This is a genomic window from Pseudomonas nitroreducens, assembly GCF_014204515.1.
Classification (GTDB): Bacteria; Pseudomonadota; Gammaproteobacteria; order Pseudomonadales; family Pseudomonadaceae; genus Pseudomonas; species Pseudomonas nitritireducens_A.
In genome coordinates, this window is sequence record NZ_JACHLI010000006.1 from 17307 (window position 1) to 43833 (window position 26527).

Annotated in this window: 25 protein-coding genes; 15 read left to right on the forward strand and 10 right to left on the reverse strand. The window is 66.2% G+C overall.

Annotated elements, in window-relative coordinates; genetic code table 11:
* Nucleotides 1-107 precede the first annotated feature (107 nt).
* From HNP46_RS09705 to HNP46_RS09735, 7 genes are all read left to right on the forward strand, one after another.
* Nucleotides 108-581, forward strand: coding sequence for a PaaI family thioesterase (locus HNP46_RS09705; protein WP_184588222.1), 474 nt, complete (start codon nt 108-110; stop codon nt 579-581).
* Nucleotides 578-1024 (forward strand): PaaI family thioesterase, encoded by a 447-nt coding sequence (locus HNP46_RS09710; RefSeq protein ID WP_184588224.1) that lies wholly within the window; start codon nt 578-580, stop codon nt 1022-1024. The genes HNP46_RS09705 and HNP46_RS09710 overlap by 4 nt, the downstream gene beginning before the upstream one ends.
* Nucleotides 1025-2269, forward strand: coding sequence for an MFS transporter (locus tag HNP46_RS09715; protein WP_184588226.1), 1245 nt, complete (start codon nt 1025-1027; stop codon nt 2267-2269).
* A gap of 112 nt (nt 2270-2381) precedes the next feature.
* A complete protein-coding gene (htpG, locus tag HNP46_RS09720) occupies nt 2382-4280 on the forward strand; it encodes a molecular chaperone HtpG (protein WP_184588228.1) in 1899 nt (632 codons plus the stop codon).
* A 159-nt stretch (nt 4281-4439) separates the two neighbouring features.
* Complete coding sequence (locus HNP46_RS09725) at nt 4440-5510, forward strand: SMI1/KNR4 family protein (RefSeq protein ID WP_184588230.1); 1071 nt, start codon at nt 4440-4442, stop codon at nt 5508-5510.
* 2 nt (nt 5511-5512) lie between these two features.
* Nucleotides 5513-6703, forward strand: coding sequence for a DUF4303 domain-containing protein (locus HNP46_RS09730; protein ID WP_184588233.1), 1191 nt, complete (start codon nt 5513-5515; stop codon nt 6701-6703).
* Nucleotides 6704-6884: 181 nt separating this feature from the next.
* The gene (locus HNP46_RS09735) at nt 6885-7616 is read left to right on the forward strand and encodes a dienelactone hydrolase family protein (RefSeq protein WP_184588235.1); all 732 of its coding nucleotides are present in this window, start codon (nt 6885-6887) and stop codon (nt 7614-7616) included.
* 59 nt (nt 7617-7675) lie between these two features.
* Here the strand turns inward: HNP46_RS09735 and HNP46_RS09740 are convergent, their stop codons facing one another.
* Nucleotides 7676-8932, reverse strand: a complete 1257-nt coding sequence (locus tag HNP46_RS09740) for a sugar MFS transporter (protein WP_184588237.1) — start codon at nt 8930-8932, stop codon at nt 7676-7678.
* 151 nt (nt 8933-9083) lie between these two features.
* On the reverse strand, nt 9084-9947 hold the full coding sequence (locus tag HNP46_RS09745; protein WP_184588239.1) for a pirin family protein: 864 nt from the start codon (nt 9945-9947) through the stop codon (nt 9084-9086).
* Between the two features lie 130 nt (nt 9948-10077).
* On the opposite strand from HNP46_RS09745, the gene HNP46_RS09750 reads away from it, so the two are divergent.
* From HNP46_RS09750 to HNP46_RS09760, 3 genes are all read left to right on the forward strand, one after another.
* Entirely contained in the window at nt 10078-10551 is a 474-nt protein-coding gene (locus HNP46_RS09750; RefSeq protein WP_184588241.1) for a DUF3859 domain-containing protein, read from the forward strand.
* Between the two features lie 317 nt (nt 10552-10868).
* Nucleotides 10869-12818 (forward strand): DUF1302 domain-containing protein, encoded by a 1950-nt coding sequence (locus HNP46_RS09755; RefSeq protein ID WP_184588723.1) that lies wholly within the window; start codon nt 10869-10871, stop codon nt 12816-12818.
* A gap of 13 nt (nt 12819-12831) precedes the next feature.
* Nucleotides 12832-14202 carry a DUF1329 domain-containing protein gene (locus HNP46_RS09760; protein WP_184588243.1) on the forward strand — a complete coding sequence of 457 codons (1371 nt, stop codon included), beginning with the start codon at nt 12832-12834 and terminating at the stop codon, nt 14200-14202.
* A gap of 270 nt (nt 14203-14472) precedes the next feature.
* Here the strand turns inward: HNP46_RS09760 and HNP46_RS09765 are convergent, their stop codons facing one another.
* Nucleotides 14473-14910 (reverse strand): Lrp/AsnC family transcriptional regulator, encoded by a 438-nt coding sequence (locus HNP46_RS09765; RefSeq protein WP_184588245.1) that lies wholly within the window; start codon nt 14908-14910, stop codon nt 14473-14475.
* 130 nt (nt 14911-15040) lie between these two features.
* On the opposite strand from HNP46_RS09765, the gene HNP46_RS09770 reads away from it, so the two are divergent.
* The gene (locus HNP46_RS09770) at nt 15041-15934 is read left to right on the forward strand and encodes a DMT family transporter (protein ID WP_184588246.1); all 894 of its coding nucleotides are present in this window, start codon (nt 15041-15043) and stop codon (nt 15932-15934) included.
* A 155-nt stretch (nt 15935-16089) separates the two neighbouring features.
* Nucleotides 16090-17163 carry a DUF1615 domain-containing protein gene (locus tag HNP46_RS09775; RefSeq protein ID WP_184588725.1) on the forward strand — a complete coding sequence of 358 codons (1074 nt, stop codon included), beginning with the start codon at nt 16090-16092 and terminating at the stop codon, nt 17161-17163.
* Nucleotides 17164-17176: 13 nt separating this feature from the next.
* Here HNP46_RS09775 and HNP46_RS09780 read toward each other — a convergent pair whose 3' ends face one another.
* Complete coding sequence (locus tag HNP46_RS09780) at nt 17177-17470, reverse strand: hypothetical protein (RefSeq protein WP_184588248.1); 294 nt, start codon at nt 17468-17470, stop codon at nt 17177-17179.
* Nucleotides 17471-17545: 75 nt separating this feature from the next.
* On the reverse strand, nt 17546-18226 hold the full coding sequence (locus tag HNP46_RS09785; RefSeq protein ID WP_184588250.1) for a TetR/AcrR family transcriptional regulator: 681 nt from the start codon (nt 18224-18226) through the stop codon (nt 17546-17548).
* A 165-nt stretch (nt 18227-18391) separates the two neighbouring features.
* Between HNP46_RS09785 and HNP46_RS09790 the strand changes: the two genes are divergently transcribed.
* From HNP46_RS09790 to HNP46_RS09800, 3 genes are all read left to right on the forward strand, one after another.
* Nucleotides 18392-18883, forward strand: a complete 492-nt coding sequence (locus HNP46_RS09790) for a DUF1543 domain-containing protein (RefSeq protein WP_184588252.1) — start codon at nt 18392-18394, stop codon at nt 18881-18883.
* A gap of 97 nt (nt 18884-18980) precedes the next feature.
* Entirely contained in the window at nt 18981-19394 is a 414-nt protein-coding gene (locus HNP46_RS09795) for an arsenate reductase ArsC (protein WP_184588254.1), read from the forward strand.
* Nucleotides 19395-19737: 343 nt separating this feature from the next.
* Nucleotides 19738-20733 (forward strand): LLM class flavin-dependent oxidoreductase, encoded by a 996-nt coding sequence (locus HNP46_RS09800; protein ID WP_184588256.1) that lies wholly within the window; start codon nt 19738-19740, stop codon nt 20731-20733.
* Nucleotides 20734-21009: 276 nt separating this feature from the next.
* Here the strand turns inward: HNP46_RS09800 and HNP46_RS09805 are convergent, their stop codons facing one another.
* The 5 genes from HNP46_RS09805 to HNP46_RS09825 form a co-directional block, all read right to left on the reverse strand.
* Nucleotides 21010-21381 carry a YajD family HNH nuclease gene (locus tag HNP46_RS09805; protein ID WP_184588258.1) on the reverse strand — a complete coding sequence of 124 codons (372 nt, stop codon included), beginning with the start codon at nt 21379-21381 and terminating at the stop codon, nt 21010-21012.
* A 58-nt stretch (nt 21382-21439) separates the two neighbouring features.
* A complete protein-coding gene (locus HNP46_RS09810; RefSeq protein WP_260403124.1) occupies nt 21440-21895 on the reverse strand; it encodes a YbaN family protein in 456 nt (151 codons plus the stop codon).
* A complete protein-coding gene (locus tag HNP46_RS09815; RefSeq protein WP_184588260.1) occupies nt 21870-22469 on the reverse strand; it encodes a biliverdin-producing heme oxygenase in 600 nt (199 codons plus the stop codon). The genes HNP46_RS09810 and HNP46_RS09815 overlap by 26 nt, the downstream gene beginning before the upstream one ends.
* 325 nt (nt 22470-22794) lie before the next feature.
* Nucleotides 22795-25398 carry a TonB-dependent receptor gene (locus HNP46_RS09820; protein ID WP_184588262.1) on the reverse strand — a complete coding sequence of 868 codons (2604 nt, stop codon included), beginning with the start codon at nt 25396-25398 and terminating at the stop codon, nt 22795-22797.
* A gap of 109 nt (nt 25399-25507) precedes the next feature.
* Nucleotides 25508-26431: a FecR family protein gene (locus HNP46_RS09825; RefSeq protein ID WP_184588727.1), complete on the reverse strand. Its 924-nt coding sequence runs from the start codon at nt 26429-26431 to the stop codon at nt 25508-25510.
* Nucleotides 26432-26527 lie beyond the last annotated feature (96 nt).

The window sequence follows — 26527 nt, forward strand, 5'->3', positions numbered from 1 at the left end:
AATTAGTTCAACGAATAACCCTGAGTCCCCTTATTCCCTCACTGCAGGATTGAACTCGACCGGGGTATGATGCGGCCCCCGTGCAGTCAATCGGTCGTCCTCCGCCCATGTCCGACAATCCCCTCCTGGAGCGCGCCCAGCGCTTCCTTTCGGCGCTGCGCCACTGCCAGCTGCTGGGCATCCGCGCCCATGCCGCGGACGCCAGCGGCCTGACCCTGTGCCTGCCGTACAGCGAGGCCATCGTCGGCAACCCGGAGACCGGGGTGATCCACGGCGGCGCCATCACCACGCTGATGGACACCACCTGCGGCATCTCCACCGTCTGCGTGCTGCCGCAGTTCGAGATCTGCCCGACCCTGGACCTGCGCATCGACTACATGCACCCGGCCGATCCGCACAAGGACGTCTACGGCTTCGCCGAGTGCTACCGGGTCACCCCGAACATCATCTTCACCCGCGGCTATGCCTACCAGGATGATCCGGCCGAGCCCATCGCCCACGTGGTCGGCACCTTCATGCGCATGGGCAAGGCGGTGTCCGCCGGTGGCGTCAAGCGTGATGTCGACGGGGGCCAGGCATGAGCACGGTGAACATCGAGGCAATGGTCCGCGCGGCCCACGACAGCAAGAACTACGACCCGCTGCTGGAGATGATCCCCTACGCCCGGCTGCTGGGCATCCGCTGCCTGCGCCTGGGCGACGACGCGATCTTCCACCTGCCGGCCAACCCCGACACCATCGGCAATCCGACGTTGCCGGCGCTGCACGGCGGGGTGATCGCCGGCTTCATGGAACACTCGGCGCTGCTGCACCTGCTGATGTTCATGGGCATTCCGCACATGCCCAAGATCATCGACTTCTCCATCGACTACCTGCGCGCCGGGCACTTCCGCGACACCTATGCCCAGTGCCAGGTCTGGCGCCAGGGCCGGCGCGTGGCCAACGTCGCGATCACCGCCTGGCAGACCACCCGCACCGAACCCATCGCCACCGCCCGCGCGCACTTCAAGGTCGACGGCGCCTGAATGGACACGCTGCTGATCCTGCTCGGCCTGCTGCTGATCCTCGCCGGTTACCTCTGGCTGATCAGCCGCGCCTTCTCCTGCAGCCTGCTGTGGGGCATCGCCAGCCTGCTGCCGCCGCTGGCCCTGCTGTTCGTCCTCAGCCAGTGGCGCCAGGCCCGCAGCGCCGTGGGCCTGGGCGCGCTGGGCTGCATCCCGCTGGTGGTCGGCCTGGCCCTGCTGGCCGCACAGGACGCCACGCGCCTGGAAGCCATCCTCAGCCTGCAGTGGCTCAAGCCCGAGCCGGTGGTGAAACCGGAACTGGCGATCGACCTGCGCGGCGAACTCAACGGCAAGCCGTTCGAGCCGGAGCAGGCGGAATTCATCGACGGCGTCCTCAGCCTGCGTGAAGGCCAGGACTTCTACGCCCACCGGGAAATCCAGGTGCGCCTGGCGGCCCCGGCCAGCGGCCCGCTGCGCCTGGACGTGCTGCCCGATGACAAGGGCCGCCTGCCGGAAATCGAGCTGAGCTGGCTGGCGCCGGGCCAGGACCTGCCCGAGGCGATGCGCCTGCAGCGCGGCTACAGCCTGCACCTGGACCTGGCGCCGAAGGCCCCGAACCGCCTGCAGGGCGCCTTCCACCTGGTGCTGCCGGCCGAACTGCACACCACGCTGTCCGGCACCATCGAGGTCTACACCGACCGCCTGCGCTACCGCGACGGCCAGGTCGACACCCGTTTCGACTCCCGCGACACCCTGCACTACGTGCTGCAGGACTACCTGCAGCGCCGCTTCGCCCGGCGTGACGTGAGCATCAGCCGCGTTCCGCCGCTGGACACCCAGCGCACCTCCCAGGAAATCCCCCTGAGCGTGAAGGTCGGCACTGACAGCCAGGACCTCTACCTGGTGCTGGAGAAGACCGAGGGGCGTGGCTGGGGCGTGCGCGGCGACCGTTACCCGCCGCTCAGGGCCGAGTCGCCCAGCGTCGCGCCGGTTGCCGCTGTCGTACCGCTCCAGGAGCGGCGCCCGGCGCCAGCCGCGGCAGAAACCGGGCACCTGGCGCTGGAGCGCCTGCAGGCGGCGCCGCAGCGCTACGTCAACCGTGCCATGCGCGTGACCACCGAGCGCGGGCGCACTGCCGAGGGCGTGTTCGTCGGCCTCAATCCCGAAGGGCGCATCGTCATCCGCCAGGTGCTCGAAGGGCCGGGCGAGGCCAGCTACACCCTGCGCCCCAGCGAAATCCTCGATATCGAGCTGCCGGCCCGCTGAGCGCGGGGGTTTTCGCAAATTTCATCCAAGCCCTTGAATTGGCTCGGGAAGCCCCCATCTCGCTGACATCGGCCGCATGACGCGGCATTTGTCATCCTCGGAGCGAGAAACAATGAGCGCGGAGACTCAAAAAGAAACACTGGGCTTCCAGACCGAAGTGAAGCAGCTGCTTCACCTGATGATTCATTCCCTGTATTCGAACAAGGAAATCTTCCTTCGCGAGCTGATTTCCAACGCCTCCGACGCCGCCGACAAGCTGCGTTTCGAGGCCCTGGCCAAGCCCGAGCTGCTCGAAGGCGGCGCCGAGCTGAAGATCCGTGTGAGCTTCGACAGGGACGCGAAAACCGTCACCCTCGAAGACAACGGCATCGGCATGAGCCGCGAGGAAGTCATCGCGCACCTGGGCACCATCGCCAAGTCCGGCACCGCCGACTTCCTGAAGAACCTCTCGGGTGACCAGAAGAAGGATTCCCACCTGATCGGCCAGTTCGGCGTGGGCTTCTACAGCGCCTTCATCGTCGCCGATAAAGTGGATGTGTTCACCCGTCGTGCCGGCGCACCGGCCAGCGAGGGCGTGCACTGGTCGTCCAAGGGCGAAGGCGAGTTCGATGTGGCAAGCATCGACAAGGCCGAGCGCGGCACCCGCATCGTCCTGCACCTGAAGGACGGCGAGGACGAGTTCGCCGATGGCTGGCGCCTGCGCAACATCGTCAAGAAGTACTCCGACCACATCGCGCTGCCCATCGAACTGCCGAAAGAGGCTGCGGGCGAAGACGCCCCGGCCGAGACCGAGTGGGAAGTGGTCAACCGTGCCAGCGCCCTGTGGACCCGTCCGCGCACCGAGGTGAAGGACGAGGAATACCAGGAGTTCTACAAGCACATTGCCCACGACTTCGAGAACCCGCTGACCTGGAGCCACAACAAGGTCGAGGGCAAGCTCGAATACACCTCGCTGCTCTACGTCCCGGCGCGTGCGCCGTTCGACCTGTACCACCGCGAGGCCCCGCGCGGCCTGAAGCTGTACGTGCAGCGCGTGTTCATCATGGACCAGGCCGACCAGTTCCTGCCGCTGTACCTGCGCTTCATCAAGGGCGTGGTGGACTCCAACGACCTGTCGCTGAACGTCTCCCGCGAAATCCTGCAGTCCGGCCCCATCGTCGATTCGATGAAGTCCGCGCTGACCAAGCGCTCCCTGGACATGCTGGAGAAACTGGCGAGCAACGACGCCGAGGCCTACAAGGGCTTCTGGAAGAACTTCGGCCAGGTGCTGAAGGAAGGCCCGGCCGAGGACTTCGCCAACAAGGACAAGATCGCCGGCCTGCTGCGCTTCTCCTCCACCAGCGACGAGAGCGGCGAGCAGAGCGTTTCGCTGGCCGACTACATCGGTCGCCTGAAGGAAGGCCAGGACAAGATCTACTACCTCACCGGCGAAAGCTTCGCCCAGGTGAAGAACAGCCCGCACCTGGAAGTCTTCCGCAAGAAAGGCATCGAAGTGCTGCTGCTCACCGACCGCATCGACGAGTGGCTGATGAGCTACCTGCCGGAGTTCGACGGCAAGCAGCTGGTCGACGTCGCCCGTGGCGACCTGGACCTGGGCAGCCTGGACTCCGACGAGGACAAGAAGGCCCAGGAAGAGATCGCCAAGGCGAAGGAGGGCCTGGCCGAGCGCCTGAAGGCCGCGCTGGGCGATGAAGTCGCCGAGGTCCGCGTGTCCCACCGCCTGACCGACTCGCCGGCGATCCTCGCCATCGGCGAACAGGACCTGGGCCTGCAGATGCGCCAGATCCTCGAGGCCAGCGGGCAGAAGGTGCCGGAAGCCAAGCCGATCTTCGAGTTCAACCCGGCCCACCCGCTGATCGAGAAGCTCGACGCGGAAGCCGACGAAGACCGCTTCGGCGAGCTGACCCACATCCTCTTCGACCAGGCCGCGCTGGCCGCCGGGGACAGCCTGAAGGATCCGGCCGCCTACGTGCGCCGCCTGAACAAGCTGCTGGTGGAGCTTTCCGCCTGAGCCCTGTAGAGGCTTGAACAGACGCCACGATTTCCATGCTGGAATCGTGGCGTTTTTCATTGGGCCTGGATGTGAACGACCCCGTGCCAGGATGATCGACTGCTCGGCAAGCGGATTCAGCGCGAATGCAAGCTACTGCGCAGCCAAGGGAGAAAGGCAATGACGCAAACCGTCGGGAGAACCACCGGGGCCTTCGAAGGCTTCGAGTTTGAAGGCTTCTGGGACGATGGAGACTACTCGCTCAGCCACTACACCGAGCCGGCCCCCAGCGACGAACTGATTGCCCGGATCGAGGCCGAGTGCGGCTATCGCCTGCCGGATGCCTACGTGGAACTGGCGCGCCTGCGCAATGGCGGCGCGGTCGAGCGCTGCTGCTACCCGATGAGCGAACCGACCTGCTGGGCCGAGGATCACATTGCGATTAGCGGTCTCTACGCCATCGGCAATACCGCGATCTATTCGCTGGGCGGTGAGCTCGGTTCGGCCTTCATGCGTGCCGAATGGGGCTATCCCGATATCGGCATCGCCATCGCCAATACGCCCAGCGCCGGGCACGAAATGATCATGCTCGACTACCGCCAGTGCGGGCCGCAGGGCGAGCCGCGGGTAGTGCATGTCGACCAGGAGGCCGACTACGCGATTACCGAAGTGGCGCCGGATTTCGCCACCTTCATCCGCGGGCTGGTCAGCGAGGACGAGTTCAACGACGACGCCGAAACCCTCGAAGCCGACCTCGCCACGGTGCAGCGCGGCACGCTGTCGCCCATCCTGCGCCGCGCGCTGGAAGCCGCAGCGTCGGAGCTGCCCGATGGCGAGCTGCGCATCCGCCGCCTGGCCGAGCGCATCGTGCGTGCCAAGGGCTTCTTTGCCCTGCATGCCGACGCGGATTCACATCTGATGTACGACGCCATGTTCTGGCTGTTCTCCCGGCTCAAGCTCGCCGAGTCGTACGAAGACTTCCACGACTGCTCCCGGGAGCAGAGCGACTACCAGCGCCCCTGCTACACGCTGATGCTGACCACCAGCTATGTGGCCGACCCCTACGGTTTCTGCACCGGCGGCTATGCCCCCGGCTTCCTGAGTGACTGGTGGGAGGCGCGGCTCGCCGCCGGCAGCATCGTTCATGGCGACGGTGGCTACCGCTTCACGGCCGACTACGCGGCTCAATTGGTTCGCACGCTGCTGGCGATAGACGAACCGTCAGGCCAGGCCGGCCATAGCGGAGAGTAAGGATGCCCGCAAAGCAGAAGTTCGACTGGAAAGCTCTTGAAGACGCTGCCGTGGAGCAGGTGGTCAACGCGGTGCGACGGATTCGCCAGAGCCATCCGGAGGAGACCGTCTACGGCGCAATGCTCCATGAGTTCTATGGCGACGGCTCAGTCCTCTACTGGCCGATGCTGACGGTGGCAACCGAGCAGGTCCTGGCCCAGGTGGCCGCTGACTATGGCGATGACGGCGAGAACCTGCGCTGGTCCGGCCCAGACCTGAGCCAGTGCGCCGAGGACCATGGCTTTGAACCGGGCGACGAGCAGGATCAATGGGCGACGCAGTGTGCCGAATTCGCCCAGGCTACGGCCGAGGGCAGCTTCAGCGCCTGGGAAGCGGTCTATGAACGCTTCCTGCACTGCTTCCCCCGTGCCGCCAGGCGCGCCCGTGCGCAGTTGCTCAGGGAAGGTCTGGTCGACAAGCACTTCATCGCCGTGGCCACGGACGAAGCCGGTGACCTGGTCCCGCTCAGCCTGACCCGGGCGCAGCTGCTACGGCACTTCCCGATGTACGACGAAGCCGAACGCGAGCGTGCCCGCCTCGCCGCATTGCCGCTGGCGGAACAGGTCGCCGAACTGGTACCGCAGGCCGTGCGCGCCGTACCGGCTGGTCCGCTGCTCGGCGAGTACGACGCCCTCGTCCGCGCCCTGGGCGAAGCCGCCGTGCCGGCGCTGCTTGACGTCGTCGCCGGGCGCAGCCCAGGCGAGGCGTGGCAGGCCAGCATGCTGCTCGCCGAGATCAATCACTCGACGGATGAAGTCATCGCCACCCTGGAGAGCGCCATGGGCGATGTCGCGGCCGGCGAAAGCGAGAGGGCCTGGGCCGCGTCCGCCCTGGCACGGCTCGGGCGCATGGACCTGATTGCTGCGCACCTTGGCGAGTTACCTGTCGAAGTGGCCGCGCGTGGGCTCAGCGCTCCCTACCGATCCTTCCGTGATCGCGGCAGGCACCGAACGCTGGATTATCGTCCGCTCGAAGATGTGTTGGCCCGGCACCCGCAGCTGGCTCCCGCCGTCGCCGAGGCCCTGGCGCCCGGCTGTGGCTTCTGCACGCTCAAGGCCGACGAAGTGGCGGCAGCCCGCCAGGGCCTGACCTCGACCTGGACCTTCATCCGCGAGCATGCCCGCGATGTGCTGGAGGAGTTCGAACAGCAGTGATGCTCGATCGCTCACCCGGAACAGCCATCCCCATTCAACGCCGGCAGGTAGCACCGACCTGGCAATCCTCGCTGTCTGCGCTCGCTTGCGTATCCATGGATATCCTGTCGAGACCGAGATTGTCGAACAGGATCCGCCGCGCTCCGATATGCTTTCCCGGCATTTACCAGAGGACAACCCAATGAGTCAGATCAGCGTGCAAGCCGTCGCCTACGCCGTCGATGGCCAATCCTTCGAAGGCCAGCTGCTGTTCGATGCAACGAACTCGACGCCGCGTCCCGGCCTGCTGATGGCGCCGAACTGGATGGGCATCAGCCAGGGCGCCCTGGACATCGCCCGCAAGGTCGCCGAGCGCGGCTACGTGGTGCTGGTGGCCGACCTCTACGGCAAGGATGTGCGCCCGAACGGCCCGGACCAGGCCCTCGCCGCCATGATGCCGCTGAAGAACGACCGCGCACTGCTGCGCCAGCGCATGCAGGCTTCGCTCAAGGTACTGCAGGAGCAGGCCGGCAAGGCCCCGCTGGACAGCGCGAAACTGGCCACCTTCGGCTTCTGCTTCGGCGGCTGCTGCTCCCTGGAGCTGGCCCGCGCTGGCGCTCCGCTGGCGGCTGCGGTGTCCTTCCACGGCACCCTCGACACGCCGAACCCGGCGGATGCGCAGAACATCCAGGGCGCGGTGCTGGTCCTCGACGGCGCCAGCGATCCGCTGGTCCCGCGTGAGCAACTGGGCGCCTTTGCCAGGGAGATGACCGAGGCCAAGGTCGACTGGGCCCTGACCAGCTACGGTGGCGCCTTCCACTCCTTCACTGACCCGCATGCGCAGGTGCCGGGCAAGATGCAGTACGACGCCAAGGTGGCGCGCCGCGCCTTCGCCGCGATGTTCGACCTGCTGGACGAGCGCTTCGGCGGCTGATCGCTGCGCTACGAAAAAAGCCCGGCTGAAGCCGGGCTTTTTCATGGGCGGTGCCGGGATCAGGAGGAGTGTGGCGCGGGTTGCGTCACGCCATCATCGGCGCGATAGCCGCGGACGCCGAACCAGATGATGTACAGGTAGCAGACCAGCGGCACGGCGAAGGAGGGCAGCAGGCCGATGTGGTCGGCGAAGAAGGCCTGCACCAGCGGCATCACTGCGCCGCCGACGATGGCCATGCAGAGCAGCCCGGAACCCTTGCTGGTGAGGTTGCCCAGGCCTTCCAGGGCGAGGGAGAAGATGGTCGGGAACATGATCGAGTTGAACAGGCCGATCAGGATCAGCGCCCACATGGCGACGTGCCCGCCGATGCTCAGCGCCACGCCGATCAGTACGGCGATGACCACCGCGTTGAAGGCCAGCAGGCGGTTCGGCGCGATGGAGCGCATCAGCGCGCTGCCGACGAAGCGCCCGACCATGGCACCGCCCCAGTAGAACGACAGGTACTTGCCGGCCTGGTCGGCGGGCAACCCGGCGATGTCGGGCTGGCCCATCAGGCTTACCAGGTAGCTGCCGATGGACACTTCGGCGCCGACGTAGCAGAAGATCGCGATCACCCCGAACACCAGGTGGCGGTGGGCGAAGATCGACTGGCGCCCGGCAGCGCCGTCGGTGGGTGCGCCGTGGTGGATCTGCGGCAGGCGGAACAGCGCGATCAGCACGGCGATGGCGAACAGCAGCCCGGCCAGCACCAGGTAGGGCGTCTTCACCGAGTCGGCTTCGCTGGCGGCGGAGCTGCCGATCTGCGTGGCGGCGCCGGCGCCGATGGCGAGGATGGTCACCGAACCCACCAGCGGGCCGACGGTGGTGCCCAGGGCGTTGAACGCCTGGGTCAGGTTCAGCCGGCTGGCGGCGGTGGATGCCGGGCCGAGCACGTTGACGTAGGGGTTGGCGGCGACCTGCAGCAGGGTGATGCCCGAGGCGAGGATGAACAGCGCGGCGAGGAAGAACGGGTAGGACTGCGCGCTCGCCGCCGGGTAGAACAGCAGGCAGCCGATGCCGGCGGTGGCCAGGCCGAGGATGATCCCGCGCTTGTAGCCAAGCGACTCCACCAGCCGGCCGGAGGGGAAGGACATGATGAAGTAGGCGCCGAAGAAGCAGAACTGCACCAGCGATGCCTGCACATAGGACAGGGTGAAGACTGCCTTCAGGTGCGGCACGAGGATGTCGTTGAGCGAGGTGATCAGCCCCCACATGAAAAACAGCAGGGTCAGCACGGTCAGGGCGCTGGTGTGACGCTGGGTGGTGGACTGGTCCATCACGGACTCCTTGGGCCAGGGGCTGGGCCTTGCCGGGGCAAGGGGTTGGGGAGGGGCGGCATACTGCTGGATCCGGCGTTGCGCTTCCTCATCCATTCACCCGATACGGCGGGAATCGGGTGAATTCCGATCGGTTTCTCTTTCTCGGGCATCAGCGTGGCAGTTCGATCCGCTGCGTCTCGCCCGGTACCGTCGGCCAGTCGCGCGCCGCCCAGCGTGCGCGGGCGCTGTCGATCAGGGCCGGGTCGCTGGCGACGAAGTTCCAGTTCATCCGTCGCGGGCCGTCCAGCGGTGCGCCGCCGATCATCACCGCGTGGCAGTCCCCGCAGGCGGACAGGGTGAAGGCCTCGCCTTCGGGCAGCACCACCAGTTCGTGCAGCGGCAGCGGGTCGTCGTCGAGCAGCGCTTCGCCTGCGATCAGGTACAGGGCCCGCTCCGGGTGCTCCGGCGGGATCGCCAGGGTGGCGCCGGCACCCAGTTGCAGGTCGGCATACAGGGTCGGGGAGAGCACCGGCACCGGCGACTGCAGACAGAAACCAGAGCCGGCGATCAGGCGGATGCGCACGCCCAGGCTGTCACTCTCCGGCAGGCTGGCACTGGCGTGGTGGCTGTAGCTGGGCTCGCGGCCTTCCTCATCCCTGGGCAGCGCCAGCCAGACCTGCAGGCCGTGCAGGCGCGAGCCGCTGTGCAGCAGCTCGGCCGGCGTGCGCTCGACGTGGGCGACGCCGCGTCCGGCGGTCATCCAGCTGACATCGCCGGGCAACACCAGTTGGTCCGAGCCCAGGCTGTCCTTGTGCTGCACCTGGCCTTCGAACAGGTAGGTGAGGGTGGACAGGCCGATGTGCGGGTGCTGGCGGATGTCCATGCCGTGCTCGGCCGCGAAGCGGGTTTCGAGCATGTGGTCGAAGAACACGAAGGGGCCGACGCTGCGGCGCTGGGCCGAGGGCAGGGGGCGCAGGATGGGCACGCCTTCGACGTCCTCGGCGCGCGGACGGATGCTCAGGGTCTCGCTCATGACGGTTTCCAGTGGGCTGATCCACGCATGATAGACGCTCGGCATCGCCGCGACCCGGCCGGCGTCAAGCTGTCATCAGCCTGTCACGGCGATGTCATAGCCTCGCGCGGACCCCAACAAGGAGCGCGACATGTCCATTTCCCGCCTGCCAGCCGTCCTGGCTCTCTCCCTGGCCTCCGTCTTTGCCGCCTCGGCCTTTGCCGAAGTGCGCGTCAACGGCCCGGTGGAGTACGGCGTCTTCGTCAGCAACTACAAGGATTACCAGCCCGGCGAGCGCGTGCTGAGCAGCAGCAAGGAGCAGCTCGAGTCCACCACCCGCGTGCCGGCCAAGCTGGGCACCAAGTTCGGCATGCGCTACCAGCTCAGCGGCAAGCAGGAAGGCGACACTCCGCTGACCCTGCTGTACTTCACCCCCGGCGTGGTGACTCCGGATGGCCAGCGCCACGACAAGTTCGAGGTGGTGCAGAAGCTGGTGGTCGGTGCGCCGAACGACGTGATGGCCTACCAGTTCACCGAGAACCACGAAGTGGTCCAGGGTCAGTGGCGCTTCATGGTGTTCCAGGGCGACCGCCTGCTCGCGGAAAAGACTTTCACCGTCGAATAATTCACGCGGTGTGACAGAGCCCGGCCCAGTGCCGGGCTTTTCTTTGCGCAGGAATATTCACGGATTGCATCCTGTGGATTGGCAGGGGGGAAACCTTTTGTTACTTTGCCTGCACGATAGTGCCAACTCGTAGTGGGGGAATCCTCGGCGAGGGGGTAGCGGAGTGCTTCGAAGCGCTCTGGCAGGAGTGTTACTGCACGGCCGCCCGATTTTCACGAGGCGACCGGCAGCCGAGAAACGAATAAGAACAGCGCCGGCCGCAATGACCGGGGCGATAAATCTTGGCCAAGGAGGTAATGCTGTCTATGAACAGTCAGATGGGTGTGCGCTCGTCAATTTTCTGGGCGCCACGGCGGGCGGGGGCGGTGATGGGACTTCTGCCGCTGCTGGTGGCGGGCTCGGCCCAGGCCCTGGAATTCAAGCTGGCCGACAACGAGATCACCGGCTCCCTGGACAGCACGCTGTCCTACGGTGCCATGTGGCGCGTGCAGAGCCGCGACAAGAGCAATATCAGCGACATCAACGCCGACGACGGCAACCGCAACTTCGATACCGGCCTGGTCTCCCAGGTGTTCAAGCTCACCTCCGACCTCTCCGCCAAGTACCAGAACTACGGCCTGTTCATGCGTGGCACCGCGTACTACGACACGCAGATCATGGACAAGCGCAACGACTACTACGACACCACCAACGGCGTGGAGCGTCCCAGCCAGTCGTTCCCTCAGGACGATCATTTCACCGATGACACCCGCCACATCGCCGGGCGCAAGGCCGAGCTGCTGGACGCCTACCTGTCGGGCAGCTGGGACGTCGCCGAGCACCCGCTGACCGGCCGCGTCGGCCGCCAGGTACTGAACTGGGGCGAGGGCGTGTTCTACCGGGGCGGCATCAACACCATCAACCCGGTGGACGCTGCGCGCTTCCACCTGCCGGGTTCCGAGCTCAAGGAAGTGCTGGTGCCGACCGAGGCCCTGAGCCTGAACTTCGGCCTGACCGACGACCTCTCCGTGGAAGGTTTCTACCAGTGGAAGTGGAAGGAGACCCGGCTCGATTCGGTGGGCACCTACTTCTCCGACACCGACCTGTTCAGCGATGGCGGCAACACCGCCTACACCACCGAGGACAACCCGCTGATCAAGGAGCTGCTGGCCGGCTACCCGACCGTGGCTTCCCTCGGCCTGCTGGGCAACGGGCCACATGGCCCCAATGCCTACCTCAACCCCAACACCGGCACCTTCAAGGTGGCCAACGTCGGCAAGGACATCGAAGCCAGCGACAGCGGTCAGTTCGGCGTGGCGTTCCGCTACATCGCCGAGGAGTTGAACTCGACCGAGTTCGGCTTCTACTTCGTCAACTACCACGCCAAGGAACCGCAGATCGCGGTCGACCTGCGCCGCTACCAGGGCGTCGACGTCGACCAGCTCAATGCGCTGCTCGGCCCGCTGGGCCTGGGCGAGGCGGTGCCGGGGCTGGCCACGCTGGACATGGCCAGCAACGCCGAGGCGCGCCGTGACTACGTCGAAGAAATCCGCATGTACGGCTTCAGCTTCAACACCACCCTGGGCGATGCCTCGGTGTCCGGCGAGATCGCCTACCGGCCGAACATGCCCATCAGCATCTCCGCCACCGACGACCTGCTCGGCGACCTGCTGACCCAGGGCGTGCTCGGCCAGACCAACCTCTACGACGGCAACGTCGCGGCCGGGCAGGCCTGCGCACCGGTGGCCGGCAAGCAGCTGTGCCGTGGCGAGCTGTTCGAGAACTACGAGCGTGCCGAGACCTACAACATCTCGCTGTCGACCATCTACAACTTCGGCCCGCACCTGACCTTCGACTCCATGACCGGCGTGGCCGAGATCGCCTCCGAGCACATCCGCGGCAGCAGCCTGGAATACACCGCCTGGGACGGCAGCAAGCGCAAGTTCGTCGGTGCCCAGGACAAGGCCTACGTCGGCGGCAACGGCGACGACGTGCAGATCAGCCGCGATAGTTACGGCTACACGCTGCTGCTCACCGGCAGCTGGAACGACGTCTACGCTGGGGTGAAGCTGTCGCCCTACGTCGTCTACCAGGACGATTTCAGCGGCAACTCCGATCGCACCGGCAACTTCATCGAGGGCCGCAAGGCCTACACCCTCGGCATCGACGCCAGCTACCTGAACACCTTCGAGGTCGGAACCCAGTACACCAACTACTACGGCGCCGGCTCCAGCAACTCCATGCGTGACCGCGACAACGTCTCGATCACCGCGAAATACTCGTTCTGATCCGGAGAGGACCATGTACAAGAAGAGTTCCCTGATCGTCCTTGCCACGCTGACTGCCCTGGCGGTCACCGATGCGCGTGCAGCGGTATCCGCCGACCAGGCCGCCCAGCTGAAAAGCAGCCTGACGCCCATGGGCGCGGAGAAGGCCGGCAACGCCGCCGGCAGCATCCCTGCCTGGAGCGGTGGCCTCACCTCGGCGCCGGCCGGCTACAAGGGGCCGGGTTCGCACCATGTCGACCCGTTCGCCGGCGAGAAGCCCAAGTTCGTCATCACCAAGGCCAACCTGGAGCAGTACAAGGGCAACCTGACGCCGGGGCAGATCGCGCTATTCAACGCCTACCCGGACACCTACCAGATGCCGGTCTACGAGACCCACCGCACCGGCTCCGCGCCGCAGTGGATCTACGACAACATCTTCAAGAACGCCACCAGCGCCAAGCTGGTCGAAGGCGGCAACGGCTTCTCCGATGCCTACGGCGGCGTGCCGTTCCCGATCCCGAAAAGTGGCGTGGAAGCGGTGTGGAACCACATCGCCCGTTACCGCGGCACCTACATCGTGCGGCGCTCCTCCCAGGCCGGCGTGCAGCGCAACGGCGCCTATGCACTGGTGACCTCCCAGGACGAGGCGCTGTTCCGCTTCTACGACCCGAAAGGCAGCTTCGAGAAGCTCGGCAACACCATGTTCTACTACATGACCTTCACCACTGCTCCGGCCCGTCTGGCCGGTAACGGCGCGCTGGTGCAGGAGACCCTCGACCAGGTCAAGGAACCGCGCCAGGCCTGGGGCTACAACCCCGGCCAGCGCCGCGTACGGCGTGCCCCGACGTTGGCCTACGACACGCCGATCGAAGACTCCGATGGCCTGCGCACCGCCGACGACACCGACATGTACAACGGCGCGCCGGACCGCTACGACTGGACCCTGGTGGGCAAGAAGGAAATCTACATCCCCTACAACAACTACCAGATCACCAGCCCGGAGGTTAAGTACAAGGACCTGCTCACCCCCGGCCACGTCAATCCCAAGTACACCCGCTACGAGCTGCACCGCGTCTGGGTGGTGGACGGTAAGCTGAAACCCGGCGCGCGGCACATCTACTCGCGCCGCACCCTGTATCTGGACGAGGACAGCTGGGGCGCCGCCGTGGTGGACCAGTACGACGGCCGCGGCGAGCTGTGGCGCGTATCGCTGGCCTACCTGAAGAGCTTCTACGAGCAGCCGATGGTGTGGACTGCCCTGGACACCTTCCACGACCTCCAGGCGCACCGCTACAGCATCCAGTGGCTGGACAACGAGGAACCCGGCACCGCCGACTTCAGCCAGCCGGCCCCCGACGACTCCAACTTCAGCCCCTCGGCGCTGCGCCGCAAGGCATCGCGCTAAACGCGCCAACGACAAAGGCCCCGCGAGGGGCCTTTGTTTTTTTGCGCCTCGCTGGAAGGCATGCACGATTCTGTAGGAGCGAGCTTGCTCGCGAACCCGCCCAGCTCTGCATTTCCCCGTATTCGCCAGTCCTCCCGGCGGATTCTGGGCAGAGCCCATTCCTACAGGTTGGCTGCGGCGTCACCTCCTGCGTAGGAGTGGACTCCGTCCGCGATGGCTTCGACGTTGTGCGGGGTACGTGCGTGGCACATCCCCACACAGCGCAGAGCCTCACCCCATCGGCGGCAACCGCCGCTTCACCGGGGACTTCTTGACGATGGCGGTGTTGGTCTCGGCAAAGCCGTTGAGGTGGTCGAGGATTTCGTCCAGCTGCTCCATGGAGCGCACGCACATCCGCGCGTAGAAGCAATCCTCGCCGGTGACCTTGTCGCACTCGGTGAACTCGGGAATGGCCAGAATCTGCCGCTCCACCTCCTGCAATTTCCCCGGCAGCGGGCGCACCCGGACGATGGCCTGCAACTGGTAGCCAAAGGCGCGCGGATCGACGTTCACCGTGTAGCCGGTGATCACCTGGCGTTCCTCCAGTTTGCGCAGGCGCTCGGCGACGCTGGGGGAGCTCAGGCCGCTGACCTGGGCCAGGGCCTTGAGCGACAGGCGCGAATCTTCCATTAGCGCGCCGATCAGCAATTGGTCGATCTCGTCAGTCATGATTGCCTTGAAAGGTAATTTCGAATATTCGCCTTGATAGTAAAGGTGACTGGCAGTTTTTGCCTGCGTCAGGCGATGGAGTGTACGGAATGGCCTGTTCATACTGATCACCACGGATTGGAGGTGAACCATGAACGAACAGACTCGACGCGGCACCCTGGAAATGATCAGCGCCATGCTGATCTGCGGCACCATCGGCTGGCTGGTGGTGGTCTCCGGGCAGCCGGTGCTGGACGTGGTGTTCTGGCGCTGCGCATTCGGCGCTGCGACCCTGCTGGTGATCTGCGCGGCCATGGGCTTCCTGCGCCCCGGCATTCTCACCCGCGCCACTTTCGGCCTGGCACTGCTCAGCGGCGCGGCCATCGTCGGCAACTGGGTGCTGCTGTTCGGTTCCTATTCGCGGGCATCGATTGCCATCGGCACCGCGGTCTACAACGTCCAGCCGTTCCTGCTGGTGCTGCTGGGCGCGCTGTTCCTCGGTGAGAAGGTGACGGCGCAAAAACTCGCCTGGCTCGGCGTTTCCTTTGTCGGCATGCTGGCCATCGTCAGCGCGCACGGTGACGCGGGGCAGGTGGGTAGCAGTTATCTGAGCGGCATCGCCCTGGCCCTTGGCGCGGCGGCGCTGTATGCGGTGGCAGCGCTGATCATCAAGCGCCTGTCCGGCGTGCCGCCGCACCTGATCGCGCTGATCCAGGCGGTGACCGGCGTCCTGCTGCTGGCGCCCTGGGCCAACCTGTCGCCGTTGCCGCAGGCCACCACGGCCTGGGCCAGTCTGGCGACCCTGGGCATCGTGCACACGGGGATCATGTACGTGCTGCTCTACGGTGCGATCCAGAAGCTGCCGACGGCGCTGACCGGTGCGCTGTCTTTCATCTATCCCATCGCCGCGATCTTCGTCGACTGGTTCGCCTTCGGCCACCGCCTGACCCCGCTGCAGTGGCTGGGCGTTGCAGCCATCCTGCTGGCCGCTGCCGGCATGCAGCGCGGCTGGAGCCTCGACCTGCGACGCCTGGCCTGGCGTTGAAATCCGTGCTTGCCTGAGAATGCGCAGGGAACCTGTGTCACCCGGCGCAGGTCCTGTAGGCGCGGATTTCAAGCAAGGATCGGACTATGACTGCGGCTGCCCTGACGGCAGATTCATTCAGCCTGAAAAGGCCTTCACCACGACTCCTCCACCTGCTGGGCGCGGCCGCGCTGCTGGCACTGGCCGGCTGCGGTACGCGCGCGCCCAGTGTGCCGGAGCCGACTCCGGAAGAGGTGCGCGGCAAGCTGGCGCAACTGATTCCCGCCGGCGCCTCCGACCGCCAGGGCTGGGCGAAGGACATCCAGGTGGCCTTCACCACCCAGCGTATTGCGGCGAGCACCGAGAACCTCTGCTCGGTGGTGGCAATCACCGAGCAGGAGTCCAACTTCAAGGCCGATCCGCCGGTGCCTGGGCTCGGCAAGATCGCCCGCGCCGAGATCGACCGTCGTGCCGGCAAGCTGCACGTGCCAGGCTTCCTCATCGATACCGCGCTGGCGCTGAAGTCGCCGACCGGGCGCAGCTACAGCCAGCGCCTGGCCGGTGCAAAGACGGAAAGGGAGCTGAGCGCGATCTTCGATGACTTCATCGGCGGCGTGCCGCTCGGTCAGCAGCTGTTCGGCCGCTTCAACCCGGTGCACACCGGCGGGCCGATGCAGGTCAGCATCGAGTTCGCCCAGGCCCATGCCGAGGGCTATCCGTACCCGGTGGACGGCAGCATCCGCCGCGAGGTATTCAGCCGTCGTGGCGGCATGTACTTCGGTATCTACCACCTGCTCGGCTATCCGGTGAACTACCCGCGCCAGCTGTACCGTTTCGCCGACTTCAACGCCGGCTGGTACGCCAGCCGCAACGCCGCGTTCCAGCGTGCAGTGACGGATGTCACCGGCATTACCCTGGCGCTGGACGGCGACCTGATTCTCTACGGCAGCTACGACGCCGGCAGCACCGAGAAGGCGGTGCGCACCCTGGCGCCGAAACTGGGCATGAGCGAGCGGGAAATCCGCCGCGACCTGGAGCTGGGCGACAAGCCGGAGTTCACGAAGTCCGAGCTCTACACCAAGGTCTTCGCGCTGGCCGAGCGCTCCGCCGGCAAGTCACTGCCGCGGGCGATGCTGCCGGGCATCACCCTGCACAGCCCGAAGATCACCCGCCAGCTCACCACCGCCTGGTTCGCCCAGCGCGTGGACGAGCGCTACCAGCGTTGCCTGGCGCGCGCGCCGCGATCCTGAACGAGGAACTGGGTCAGTCGCCCTCGGCCGGTTGGCAGACGCCGTGGGCGCCCTTGGCGCCGGTGTAGGACACCGCGGCGCTGCCGTCGTCATTGAGGCTGATGGAGATGGTCACGCCGTCGCCCCTGGCCTCGATGTACTTGTCGTTCTTCTGCTTGACCTTGGCTTCCTTGCCGTTGATGTACACCGGTCCACCTTCGTCGGTGTGAACCTGGATGTCGTCAGGGCAGTCGTAGTTGAGCATGGGGATGGCGGCAAAGGCGGGCTGCACAACGATCATCGATACAGCGATCAGTAGCGGTTTCATGGCGTCTCCCTGGGAATGCGAGCACGGCGCGTGACCGTGCGGACCTTCTCAGCGTAGTGCAGACGCCACCGGGTGCTACAGCGGCAAGGGTCGCAGGCGCGCGGCGGGCTCCGGCTCGGTGCCGCGCAGGACGAGGCGGGTGATGGTCGCGGCGGCGGCCTCGAAGTCATTGCCATCGGGTTGCGGCTTGCCGGTGATCATCGCGATCTGCCAGTCGAAATCCACGTAGGTGCGGGTCGCCGCCCAGATGCTCAGCAGCAGGTGCTGCGGGTCCACCGGGGCGAGCAGGCCGCGGTCGATCCAGGCCGCGATGCAGTCTAGGCTGCGGCGCGATTCGGCGTGCAGGCGTTGCAGCCACTCCGGCGGCAGGTGCGGCGCGCCGTGGAGCATCTCGCTGGCGAAGACCTTGTAGGCGTGCGGCCACTGGCGGGCGATGTGCAGCCGCGCGCGGATATGGGCCGGCAGCGCCCAGGCCGGGTCGTCGCATTCGCGTAGCAGGGCCGAGGCTTCCAGCACCGCGTCCACCACGTTCTCCAGCAGGCGCAGGTAGAGGTTCTCCTTGCTCTGGAAGTAGTAATAGACGTTGGACTTGGGCAGCTCGGCGCGGCTGGCGATGTCCTGGGTCTTGGTGGCGGTGAAGCCTTTCTCGGCGAACTCCTCGCCGGCCGCCAGCAGGATGCGCTGGCGGTTGCGGTCACGGATGCTGAGGGCGGGACGCTGGCGGCGGCGCTTCGGGGCGGGCGCGGTCTGGGGCATGGGGCAACATCGGGGCAGGGATACGGGGTATCAGAATATACTTTTCTATATAGCGATTGCCCACCCGTTCGGCCCGCTTGCCGATGGCCATTTATCTGCCATTGGATTGAACCTGCCGTGTGCTGGTTCTGTCAGAGCCAATCAGAAACCTGGGAAGGGGCTGAAATGCTGTTCGTAGTCATGCTGGGCGGACGCCATCCGCGTGCCCGGATCGAGGTCCATGACGTGGCCTTCGTTATCGGCGACAACCTGAAATCCACCTACCCGCAATTGCGTGAGGCCTGGTTCGGCAGCCCGGACGGGCTGCACATCGACTCCTGGCTGGAGGTCGACGGGGTGGAGGCCTACCGCGTCGAGTTCAGCCACGCGATGCCCGCAGCGGGCGATCTGCGGCTGTTCTTCGTCAACCTCGGCGGCTACGAGCTGGGCAGCTTCGGCGAGGCGCACCAGTATGTGCTGGTGGCCGCGCGCGATGCGGCCGAGGCCAAGGTCCGCGCCAAGCGCCGCATGCCGCGCAGCTGGGACAAGGCGCATACCGATGCGGTGATCGACGTCGACGACTGCATCGCCATCGATCAGGTCGGCGGCCGCTACGTGCACCTGGTGGAGGGCGAGAGCCGGGGCATCGTGCAGCGCAGCGACTACATCGTGCTGTGAACCCTCATGGTGCTGCGAGGCTTCATGGCGCTGACACGGCCCTGTCACAAAACCTGACGTATAAGAGGCGCAAAGCCGACCCCGCGCCGAGGTAGAGATGACCGAGAAACGCCGAGTGCTGTTCGTCTGCATTGCCAACGACGCCCGCTCGCCCATGGCCGAAGCATTGTTGCGACATACCGACGGCGAGCACTTCGAAGCCTTCAGCGCAGGCATTCATCCGACCGCCATCGATCCGCGCGCCCGCGATGTGCTGGAGCATGCGGGGATCAGTGCCGAGGGCCTGCGCAGCAAGTCCATCGGCGAGTTCCGTGGCCAGCATTTCGACTACCTGATCGACCTGTGCGACAAGTCCACCGACGAGGGCGACGAATTGCCCAGCTCCAGTGAGGTGATCGTGTGGAACTTCGTCGACCCGGCCAACAGCGACCAGCACGACCCGTTCCGCCACACCCTGCAGGAAATCAGCGATCGCCTGAAACTCTTCGAAATGGTGAAGAACCGCGACTGAAGTTTCTGGCGATGAGAAAGCAAAAAGCCCGCACGGATGCGGGCTTTTTGCTTCGTAGGCCACAGGATTCGCCGTTACCTGGGGAGGATTGCCGGCGGATTCCCGTAGAGATGGGGCGCTGGTCCTTCAGCACGAAGGCGATTCTGCTGGCGGCCGATGACAGACCGGTGACTGTCCCGTGAACAAGTGATGGCACTACGCCTTGATCGGTGTATCACTGGGGGACATGAGTACTATCGACTCCGACGAGTGGTCAGGCGCCGAGCACGCCGATAGAGTCACGGTCAAAGTCATGTCCGCGGCGCTGCATCCTGGCGTCGGCGCGACCCGAATCGGAGTGCCTATGAAGTCCCTGTCAGATATTGCCTTCTCCATGCTCGACCTGGTCCCTGTGCGCGACCAGGGCACCGCCGCCGAGGCGTTGAACAACGCCGTCGCGGTCGCCCGGCACGTCGAGCGCCTGGGCTTCAGCCGTTACTGGCTGGCGGAGCACCACAACATGGACGGCATCGCCAGCTCGGCCACCGCCGTGCTGATCGGCCATATCGCCGGCAAGACCGAGCGTATCCGCGTCGGCTCTGGCGGGGTGATGCTGCCCAACCATCCGCCACTGGTGGTGGCGGAGAACTTCGGCACCCTGGAAACCCTTTATCCGGGTCGCATCGATCTCGGCCTGGGCCGTGCGCCCGGCGCCGACCAGGCGACCATGCGTGCGCTGCGCCGCGATCGCCTGGGCGATGGCGCGGACTTCCCCGAGCAGGTCGCCGAGCTGGAAATGCTCCTCGGCCCGCGTCGCTCCCAGCAATCGCTGCTGGCGATTCCGGGGGAGGGCACCAACGTGCCGATCTGGCTGCTGGGCTCCAGCCTGTTCAGCGCCCATCTGGCCGCGCAGAAGGGCCTGCCCTATGCCTTTGCCTCGCACTTTGCGCCGCGCTACCTGCACGACGCGCTGCGCATCTACCGCGAGAACTTCCAGCCCTCTGCGGTGCTCGACAAACCCTACGCGATGATCGGTGTGCCGCTGGTGGCGGCGCCGAGCGACGAGGAAGCCGAGTACCTGGCGACCACCGCGTTCCAGCGTGTGCTGGCGTTGATCCGTGGCGACAGCCTGAAGCAGAAGCCACCGGTGAAGAGCATGGCCGGCCTGTGGCTGCCCCATGAGCAGGATGCGGTAGGCAATTTCTTCGGCCTGGCGGTGATCGGCGGCCCGGAAAAGGTGCGCGGCCGCCTGGAAATCCTGCTGGAGCAGACCGGCGTGGACGAGATCATCTTCACCAGTGACATCTATGACCACGAGCTGCGCTTGCGTTCGCTGGAGATCGTCGCGGGGCTTCGCTGAGGGCCCTGCAAACGCTATGGATGCCTGCGTGCGCAGGAGCGAGTTTGGTCCACGATGACTTGTCCGGCCTGCCGGCCACATCGCGGATGAATCCGCTCCTACAGGGGAATACCGCGTGGGATTGGTTCGCGAGCAAGCTCGCTCCTACAGGGTGTGCCGATGAGTTGCCGTAGGAGCGGACTCCGTCCGCGATCGAATCCTCTTCACTCGGCTCGACCAGGGAACAGGGGGAAGTCATCGCGGACGGAGTCCGCTCCTACGCATATTGCGGGGGCCTCAGGCCTGCCCGTCGTCTTCCTTCTTCTTCAGCAGATCGGCCAATCCGGCCAGGCCCTTGTGGGTGACCTTCGGCCCTTTCGCGCCCGCATCGTTGCTGTTCTGGTAGTGCAGATCGACCTGCCGCTGGTGTTCGTTGTCGTGGCAGAACAGGCAGAGCAGCTCCCAGTTGGAGCCGTCTTCGGGGTTGTTGTCGTGGTTGTGGTCGCGGTGGTGCACGGTCAGTTCGCGCAGGCGCACTCCGCTGAACTCACGGGCGCAGCGGCCGCAGATCCAGGGGTACATCTTCAGGGCTTTTTCGCGGTAGCTGGTTTCGCGGCGGCGCTGGGCTTCGGCGAGGACGGCGTCGACTTTGCTGGTGGGCTGGTTCATGGCTCGTGGCAGAGGTGTGGAATCGGACCTCCAGCATAAGTCCGGACCCGCGCGCTGACTACGGCCTGGGCGTATCCGGGCGCGACCAGATCCACAGATTGCCAACCGCCATGCCGAGGATCACCGCGTACAGCCAGAGGCCGTGGGGCAGGGTGATCAGCATGATCGCCAGCGCCGCGAGCATCGCCAGGCTGGCGCTGATCTTGGCGCGGCGGGCGACGGCGCGGCCGTTGCGCCAGTTGTGCAGGATCGGGCCGAACAGCCGGTGGTTCTCCAGCCAGGCGGACAGGCGTGGCGAACTCTTCGACGCGGCCCAGGCGGCGAGCAGGACGAACTCGGTGGTCGGCAAGCCCGGCACCACCAGTCCGACCATGCCAACGCCCAGGCTGGTGTAGGCCAGCAGGGCGAAGGCGAGGCGCGCCAGGCGCGAGCGAGCCGGGCCGAAAGGCTGGGCGCGTGCCGCTTCGACGGGCGCGCGCGGAGCGGCCTCAGGCGGCGGCAGGAGCGCTGTCATAGCTGTGTTGCAGCAACTGGGCGAAGCGCTCGAAGGCGGCGATGGCGCCGGCTTCGGCTTCGCGTTCTTCGGCTTCGCTCAGCTCCAGGGCATCGAGGGTGCGGGTGAAGCGCTTCCAGCCTTCGGCGCGGCCGCCTTCGGGCTCGCCCAGGTGGCGGGCGCCAGTATTCTCGTCCAGGCCCAGCGCGGCGACGCGCTTGATCAGGAAGGCGGCGCCGAGCTTGGAGCCTTCGGAGACGAACAGCCAACCCAGGGCGTGGGCCAGGCTCGGATTCTCGACGGCGCCGGCGACCGCAGCGGGCACTTCGGTGTCCAGATCGGCCAGGTCCAGGCGGGCCTGTTCGGCACGGCAGCGCTGCGGCAGATCGGGGAAGATCTTCGCCAGTTCGGCGTCCTGGTACAGCGCCTGCAGCTCGGACTGGAACAGGTACTGGGCGACCACGAAACGGGCGAAGCGCTCGCGGCTGGAGAAGGGTTCGCGGGCCTTCACGGCGTGGTCGAGGCGTTCGTGCGGGGCGTGGGTCAGCGCATTCAGGCGCTGCGAGCGCAGGGCGGGGAGTTCCAGGGTGGTCATGTCCAATTCCTTGAAATTACAGGGCTTTACAGACGAGACGAATCAGCTTGGGGAAAGCGTAAAGATTGTCGGGTATTACGTGGGTGTCGCCGGCGTGGGGCGGGTTCGCGAGCAATGACGATGGCGTCCCCCTCGCTCCTACAGGGGGTGATGCTTTTCGTAGGAGCGAGCTAGCTCGCGAACAAAGCGGGCACGGGATTCATCGGGAGCCCCGTGCCAGGCCGAAGCTGTAGGGCGGATAACGCGTCGGCGTTATCCGCCACGCTGGGCGGCGGATAACCTGTTCCAGGTTATGCGCCCTACGGTTAGGCAGGGCGCTTGCCCGTCAGATATCCCACACCAGGTTGACCGCAAAGTTGCGGCCCGGCTGGGTCAGGCGGTCGAGGTTGGCCGGGGCCAGCACCGCCGCTTCGCCGACGCCGTCGTAGCCGCGCACGTCATCCCACAGCCAGTACTTCTTGTCGGTGAGGTTGTAGAGGCCGGCGTTGAGGGTCAGGTCGTCGGTCAGCTTGTAGTAGCCGGTCAGGTCGAGGATGCCGAAGCCCGGGGTCTTGAACTGGCTGCTGGTGCCGTCCGGGGCGTTGAACTGGCTGTCGTCCACGCGGTTCTTGCGCTTGACCAGGGTCCAGTCGAGCAGCGCGCCGTATCGGCCGGCCTGCTCGTCGTAGCCCAGGCCGAACACGCCGGTGAGCGGGTTGACGCTGTTGATCGGCTCGCCGGTGTCCTTGTTGCGACCGTAGGCGTAGGCCACCGAGCCCTTGGTGTAGAGACCCTGTGGTGCACCGAAGGCGCCCAGTTCCAGGCGGCCCTTCACTTCCACGCCCTTGATGATGGCGTGCTTGATGTTGTTGCTGGTGAAGGTCGGCTCGTCGTAGCCGGGGGTGATGGCGTCTTCGTTGATGAAGTCGCGGTACTTGTTGTAGAAGGCCGCCACGTCGAACGAGCCTTCCTCGAAGTTGCCGCGCAGGCCGGTCTCGTAGCTCTGGCTGCGCTCCGGGTCCAGGTCCGGGTTGGGCTCCACGCGGTAGCCGCTGGTGGGGTTGTCGAAGCGGCCGTACAGCGCCTTGGCGGTCGGGGTGCGGAAACCCTGGGCGTACTGGCCGTACCACAGGTAGTTGTCGTTGAACGAATAGGTCACGCCGAGCTTGGGCGACATCTGGTGCCAGGTCTTGCTGTCGCTGCTGACTTCGCCGTCGCCGCTCTGGTCGACCGTGCGCAGGAACTCGTCGGTGACGTGGGGCTTCAGGCGGGTGTGGTCGTAGCGCAGGCCGGGCAGGAAGGTCCAGTCGTTCCAGCGGATCTCGTCCTGGGCGAAGAGGGCGTAGGTGTCGATGGTCGGATCGGGAAAGTCGCTGCTGCGGGCGAGGCGATCACTGGCCACGGTGCTCGGGCCGCCGATGGTCGGGCAGGTGCGGCTGACGGCCAGGCAGGTGGCGTCGCCTTCGCGGTAGCCGGTGACCTTCTGGCGTTTCAGGGTGGTGCCGTAGGTCAGCAGGTGGTCGGTGTCACCCAGGGCGAAAGCCTTGTCCATCTGCAGGTCGAGCACCCACTGGCGTTCCTTGTACTGGGTCTCGCGGGTCCGCAGCACCTGGCGGGTGATGGGGTAGTAGAACTCGTCGGTGCTCTGGTCGGTCTTGGCGATCTGGTAGTTGAAGGTCCACTTCAGGTGATCGGCCACCGCGCTGTCCAGCAGCATCTGGTGTTCCAGGCCGTAGCGCTCGCGGGTGATGGTGTCGTTGCCGGTGCGCCACTGGTACATGCCGCCGGGCAGCATGCTCTCGGGGATGGTCGGCGCGCCGTTGAAGTACGGGCCGCCGTAGGCACTCTTCTGGTTGGTGTCGACGTCGTCCTTGTACTTCTCGTAGACCAGGCCGAAGCGGCTGCCTTCGGCGTAGTTCCAGCCCAGTTTGGCCAGCACGTTGGTGGTGCGCACGTCTTCCGGGTTGGCCTCGGTGCGCGACAGACCGGTGCCGCCGGTGCTGCCGTAAGACTCGGTCTCGTGGCCGTTGCGCTGGCTCAGGTGCAGCAGGCCGTCGAAGGTGTCGAGGCGGCCGGCGACGGTGGCGGAGGTCAGCCAGCTGTCGTCGGCGGAGCTGTAACCGGTCTTCAGGCGCGCGCCGACGTCCTGGCCGTCCTTGATGATGTCGTCCGGATCGAGGGTGAAGTAGCTCACCGCGCCGCCGATGGCGTTGCTGCCGTACAGGGCCGAGGCCGGGCCACGGAGGATTTCGACGCGCTTGACGATTTCCGGGTCGACGTAATTGCGCTCGGTCTGCGCATAGGGGCCGTTGAAGAAGCTGCTGGGAATCTCCACGCCGTCGATCTGCGTCAGCACGCGGTCGCCGTCGATGCCGCGGATGTTATAGCCGGTGATGCCGGCACGGTTGCCGGTGCCACCGACCGATACGCCGGGCATGTCGCGCACCAGTTCCTTGATGGTGTTGACGTTCTTGCGGTCCAGCTCTTCGCGGCCGACCACGTTCACCGTGCTCGGTACCGAGGTGACGCTCTGCGCCTGGCGGGTGGCGGTGACGGTGAGCGGTTGCATCTCGGCGACGGAGGAGAGGTTGCGCTCCAGTACCACGTTGCGCGGGCCGAGCTGGCGCACGGTGAGGCCGGTGCCGCCGAGCAGGGTCTTCAGCGCGCGCTCTGCCGGCAGGCGGCCGCTGACGCCCGGAGACTCCACGCCATTGGCCAGATCGGCCGCCACGCCTACCTGCCAGCCGGTAACCGCGCTGAACTGGTTCAGTGCCTGGGGCAGCGGCTGGCGGGCGATGTCGAAGCTGTAGCCGGCCTGGGTCTGGCTGGCTTCGGCGGCGACGGCGGAAGTGGCCGGCAGGCTGGCGAGGCCGATGGACAGGGCGAGCAGCGAGATGCTGGCCGGCGCGGACAGCCGGCGCAGAGGGGCACGCGAAGAAGCAATGGTCATCGAAGGGCTCTCTTAGTCAGTCTTTGTTCGCATTCGTAAATGCGAATCTATTGCATTGGCTTCTGACTAAACGAACGAGCCTTTCGGATCGCGTAAAAATATTCTCGAATTAATTGAGAATCAGCAGTTTCGGGTATTCGTGCAGCTCGGCGGAGGTGATCTGCGCCAGCGAGCGGGCCACGCCCAGCGGGTCGTCCAGGCGCCAGTTGCCGGTGACGCTGACGTTGTCCAGGCGCTCGTTGGTGTTGACGATCCAGCCGGGGTAGTAGCGGCGCAGCTCGGCCAGCACCTGGCTGAGCGGGCAGTTCTCGAACACCATGCGGCCCTTCACCCAGGCCAGCTGGGAATCGGCGCCGGCCGCATGCTGGCGCTCGCCGAAACCCTGCGGGCCGACGCGGATGCTGTCGCCGGCGCCGAGGCTGACACGGGCGTCGTCCAGGCGCGTGCGCAGGTCGACTTCGCCGCGCTGCACGCTGACTTCCGCTTCGTTGCCCAGGTAGCGCACGGCAAACGCAGTACCGCGCACCGTGACCTGCACCGGTCCGGCTTCGACTTCGAAGGGGCGGCTGCGATCATGGGCGACGTCGAAGAACGCCTCGCCGCGATAGAGATGGGCGACGCGCTGCTGGTCATCGACCCGGCTGGAGAAGGCGGTGTCGGTGTTGAGCAGCACGTTGGAGCCGTCGGCCAGCTGCACTTTCTGGCGTTCGCCCACGGCGGTCAGATGGTCTGCGCGCAGGCGCGTCAGCAGGTCGCCCTGCACCACGACACCAACCGCCAGCACCAGCGCGGCGGCGGTGGCGAGAGGTTTCCAGAGGCGCCGTCGACGCTGCAGGGGCAGGACACTGGACTGCGTCCGCTGCAGCTCCAGGCGCGCCGCCGCCACCGGCAGCAGGGGCGATTGCCAGGCCTCGCGCACGCGCTGGTAGGCCTGCGCGTTGCCTTCGCTGGCGCCGAGCCAGGCCTCGAAGCGCGCGCGGGTAGCGGCGTCCATGTCGTCCTCGAGGATCAGCCAGTCGAGGGCCTGGGCCATCGCTTGCTCATCGGGCGGCGCGGAGTGGGGCACGGTGCGGTCCTCGGGGCGGTCACGGTCTTGGAGGGCGCGTATTCTTGTCGAATCCGCCGGCGA

Bases quoted from the DNA above. Each gene is read 5' to 3' on its own strand.
- HNP46_RS09815 (WP_184588260.1), bottom strand. From the start codon at position 22,469: ATGACCACCCTGGAACTCCCCGCCCTGCGCTCGCAGCGCCTGAATGCG.
- HNP46_RS09795 (WP_184588254.1), top strand. From the start codon at position 18,981: ATGACCGAGAAACGCCGAGTGCTGTTCGTCTGCATTGCCAACGACGCC.
- HNP46_RS09760 (WP_184588243.1), top strand. From the start codon at position 12,832: ATGTACAAGAAGAGTTCCCTGATCGTCCTTGCCACGCTGACTGCCCTG.
- HNP46_RS09770 (WP_184588246.1), top strand. From the start codon at position 15,041: ATGAACGAACAGACTCGACGCGGCACCCTGGAAATGATCAGCGCCATG.
- HNP46_RS09710 (WP_184588224.1), top strand. From the start codon at position 578: ATGAGCACGGTGAACATCGAGGCAATGGTCCGCGCGGCCCACGACAGC.
- HNP46_RS09750 (WP_184588241.1), top strand. From the start codon at position 10,078: ATGTCCATTTCCCGCCTGCCAGCCGTCCTGGCTCTCTCCCTGGCCTCC.
- HNP46_RS09785 (WP_184588250.1), bottom strand. From the start codon at position 18,226: ATGCCCCAGACCGCGCCCGCCCCGAAGCGCCGCCGCCAGCGTCCCGCC.
- HNP46_RS09705 (WP_184588222.1), top strand. From the start codon at position 108: ATGTCCGACAATCCCCTCCTGGAGCGCGCCCAGCGCTTCCTTTCGGCG.
- HNP46_RS09725 (WP_184588230.1), top strand. From the start codon at position 4,440: ATGACGCAAACCGTCGGGAGAACCACCGGGGCCTTCGAAGGCTTCGAG.
- HNP46_RS09730 (WP_184588233.1), top strand. From the start codon at position 5,513: ATGCCCGCAAAGCAGAAGTTCGACTGGAAAGCTCTTGAAGACGCTGCC.
- HNP46_RS09800 (WP_184588256.1), top strand. From the start codon at position 19,738: ATGAAGTCCCTGTCAGATATTGCCTTCTCCATGCTCGACCTGGTCCCT.
- HNP46_RS09715 (WP_184588226.1), top strand. From the start codon at position 1,025: ATGGACACGCTGCTGATCCTGCTCGGCCTGCTGCTGATCCTCGCCGGT.
- HNP46_RS09805 (WP_184588258.1), bottom strand. From the start codon at position 21,381: ATGAACCAGCCCACCAGCAAAGTCGACGCCGTCCTCGCCGAAGCCCAG.
- HNP46_RS09755 (WP_184588723.1), top strand. From the start codon at position 10,869: ATGGGTGTGCGCTCGTCAATTTTCTGGGCGCCACGGCGGGCGGGGGCG.
- HNP46_RS09780 (WP_184588248.1), bottom strand. From the start codon at position 17,470: ATGAAACCGCTACTGATCGCTGTATCGATGATCGTTGTGCAGCCCGCC.
- HNP46_RS09745 (WP_184588239.1), bottom strand. From the start codon at position 9,947: ATGAGCGAGACCCTGAGCATCCGTCCGCGCGCCGAGGACGTCGAAGGC.
- HNP46_RS09810 (WP_260403124.1), bottom strand. From the start codon at position 21,895: ATGACAGCGCTCCTGCCGCCGCCTGAGGCCGCTCCGCGCGCGCCCGTC.
- HNP46_RS09740 (WP_184588237.1), bottom strand. From the start codon at position 8,932: ATGGACCAGTCCACCACCCAGCGTCACACCAGCGCCCTGACCGTGCTG.
- HNP46_RS09820 (WP_184588262.1), bottom strand. From the start codon at position 25,398: ATGACCATTGCTTCTTCGCGTGCCCCTCTGCGCCGGCTGTCCGCGCCG.
- HNP46_RS09825 (WP_184588727.1), bottom strand. From the start codon at position 26,431: ATGGCCCAGGCCCTCGACTGGCTGATCCTCGAGGACGACATGGACGCC.
- HNP46_RS09790 (WP_184588252.1), top strand. From the start codon at position 18,392: ATGCTGTTCGTAGTCATGCTGGGCGGACGCCATCCGCGTGCCCGGATC.
- htpG (WP_184588228.1), top strand. From the start codon at position 2,382: ATGAGCGCGGAGACTCAAAAAGAAACACTGGGCTTCCAGACCGAAGTG.
- HNP46_RS09735 (WP_184588235.1), top strand. From the start codon at position 6,885: ATGAGTCAGATCAGCGTGCAAGCCGTCGCCTACGCCGTCGATGGCCAA.
- HNP46_RS09765 (WP_184588245.1), bottom strand. From the start codon at position 14,910: ATGACTGACGAGATCGACCAATTGCTGATCGGCGCGCTAATGGAAGAT.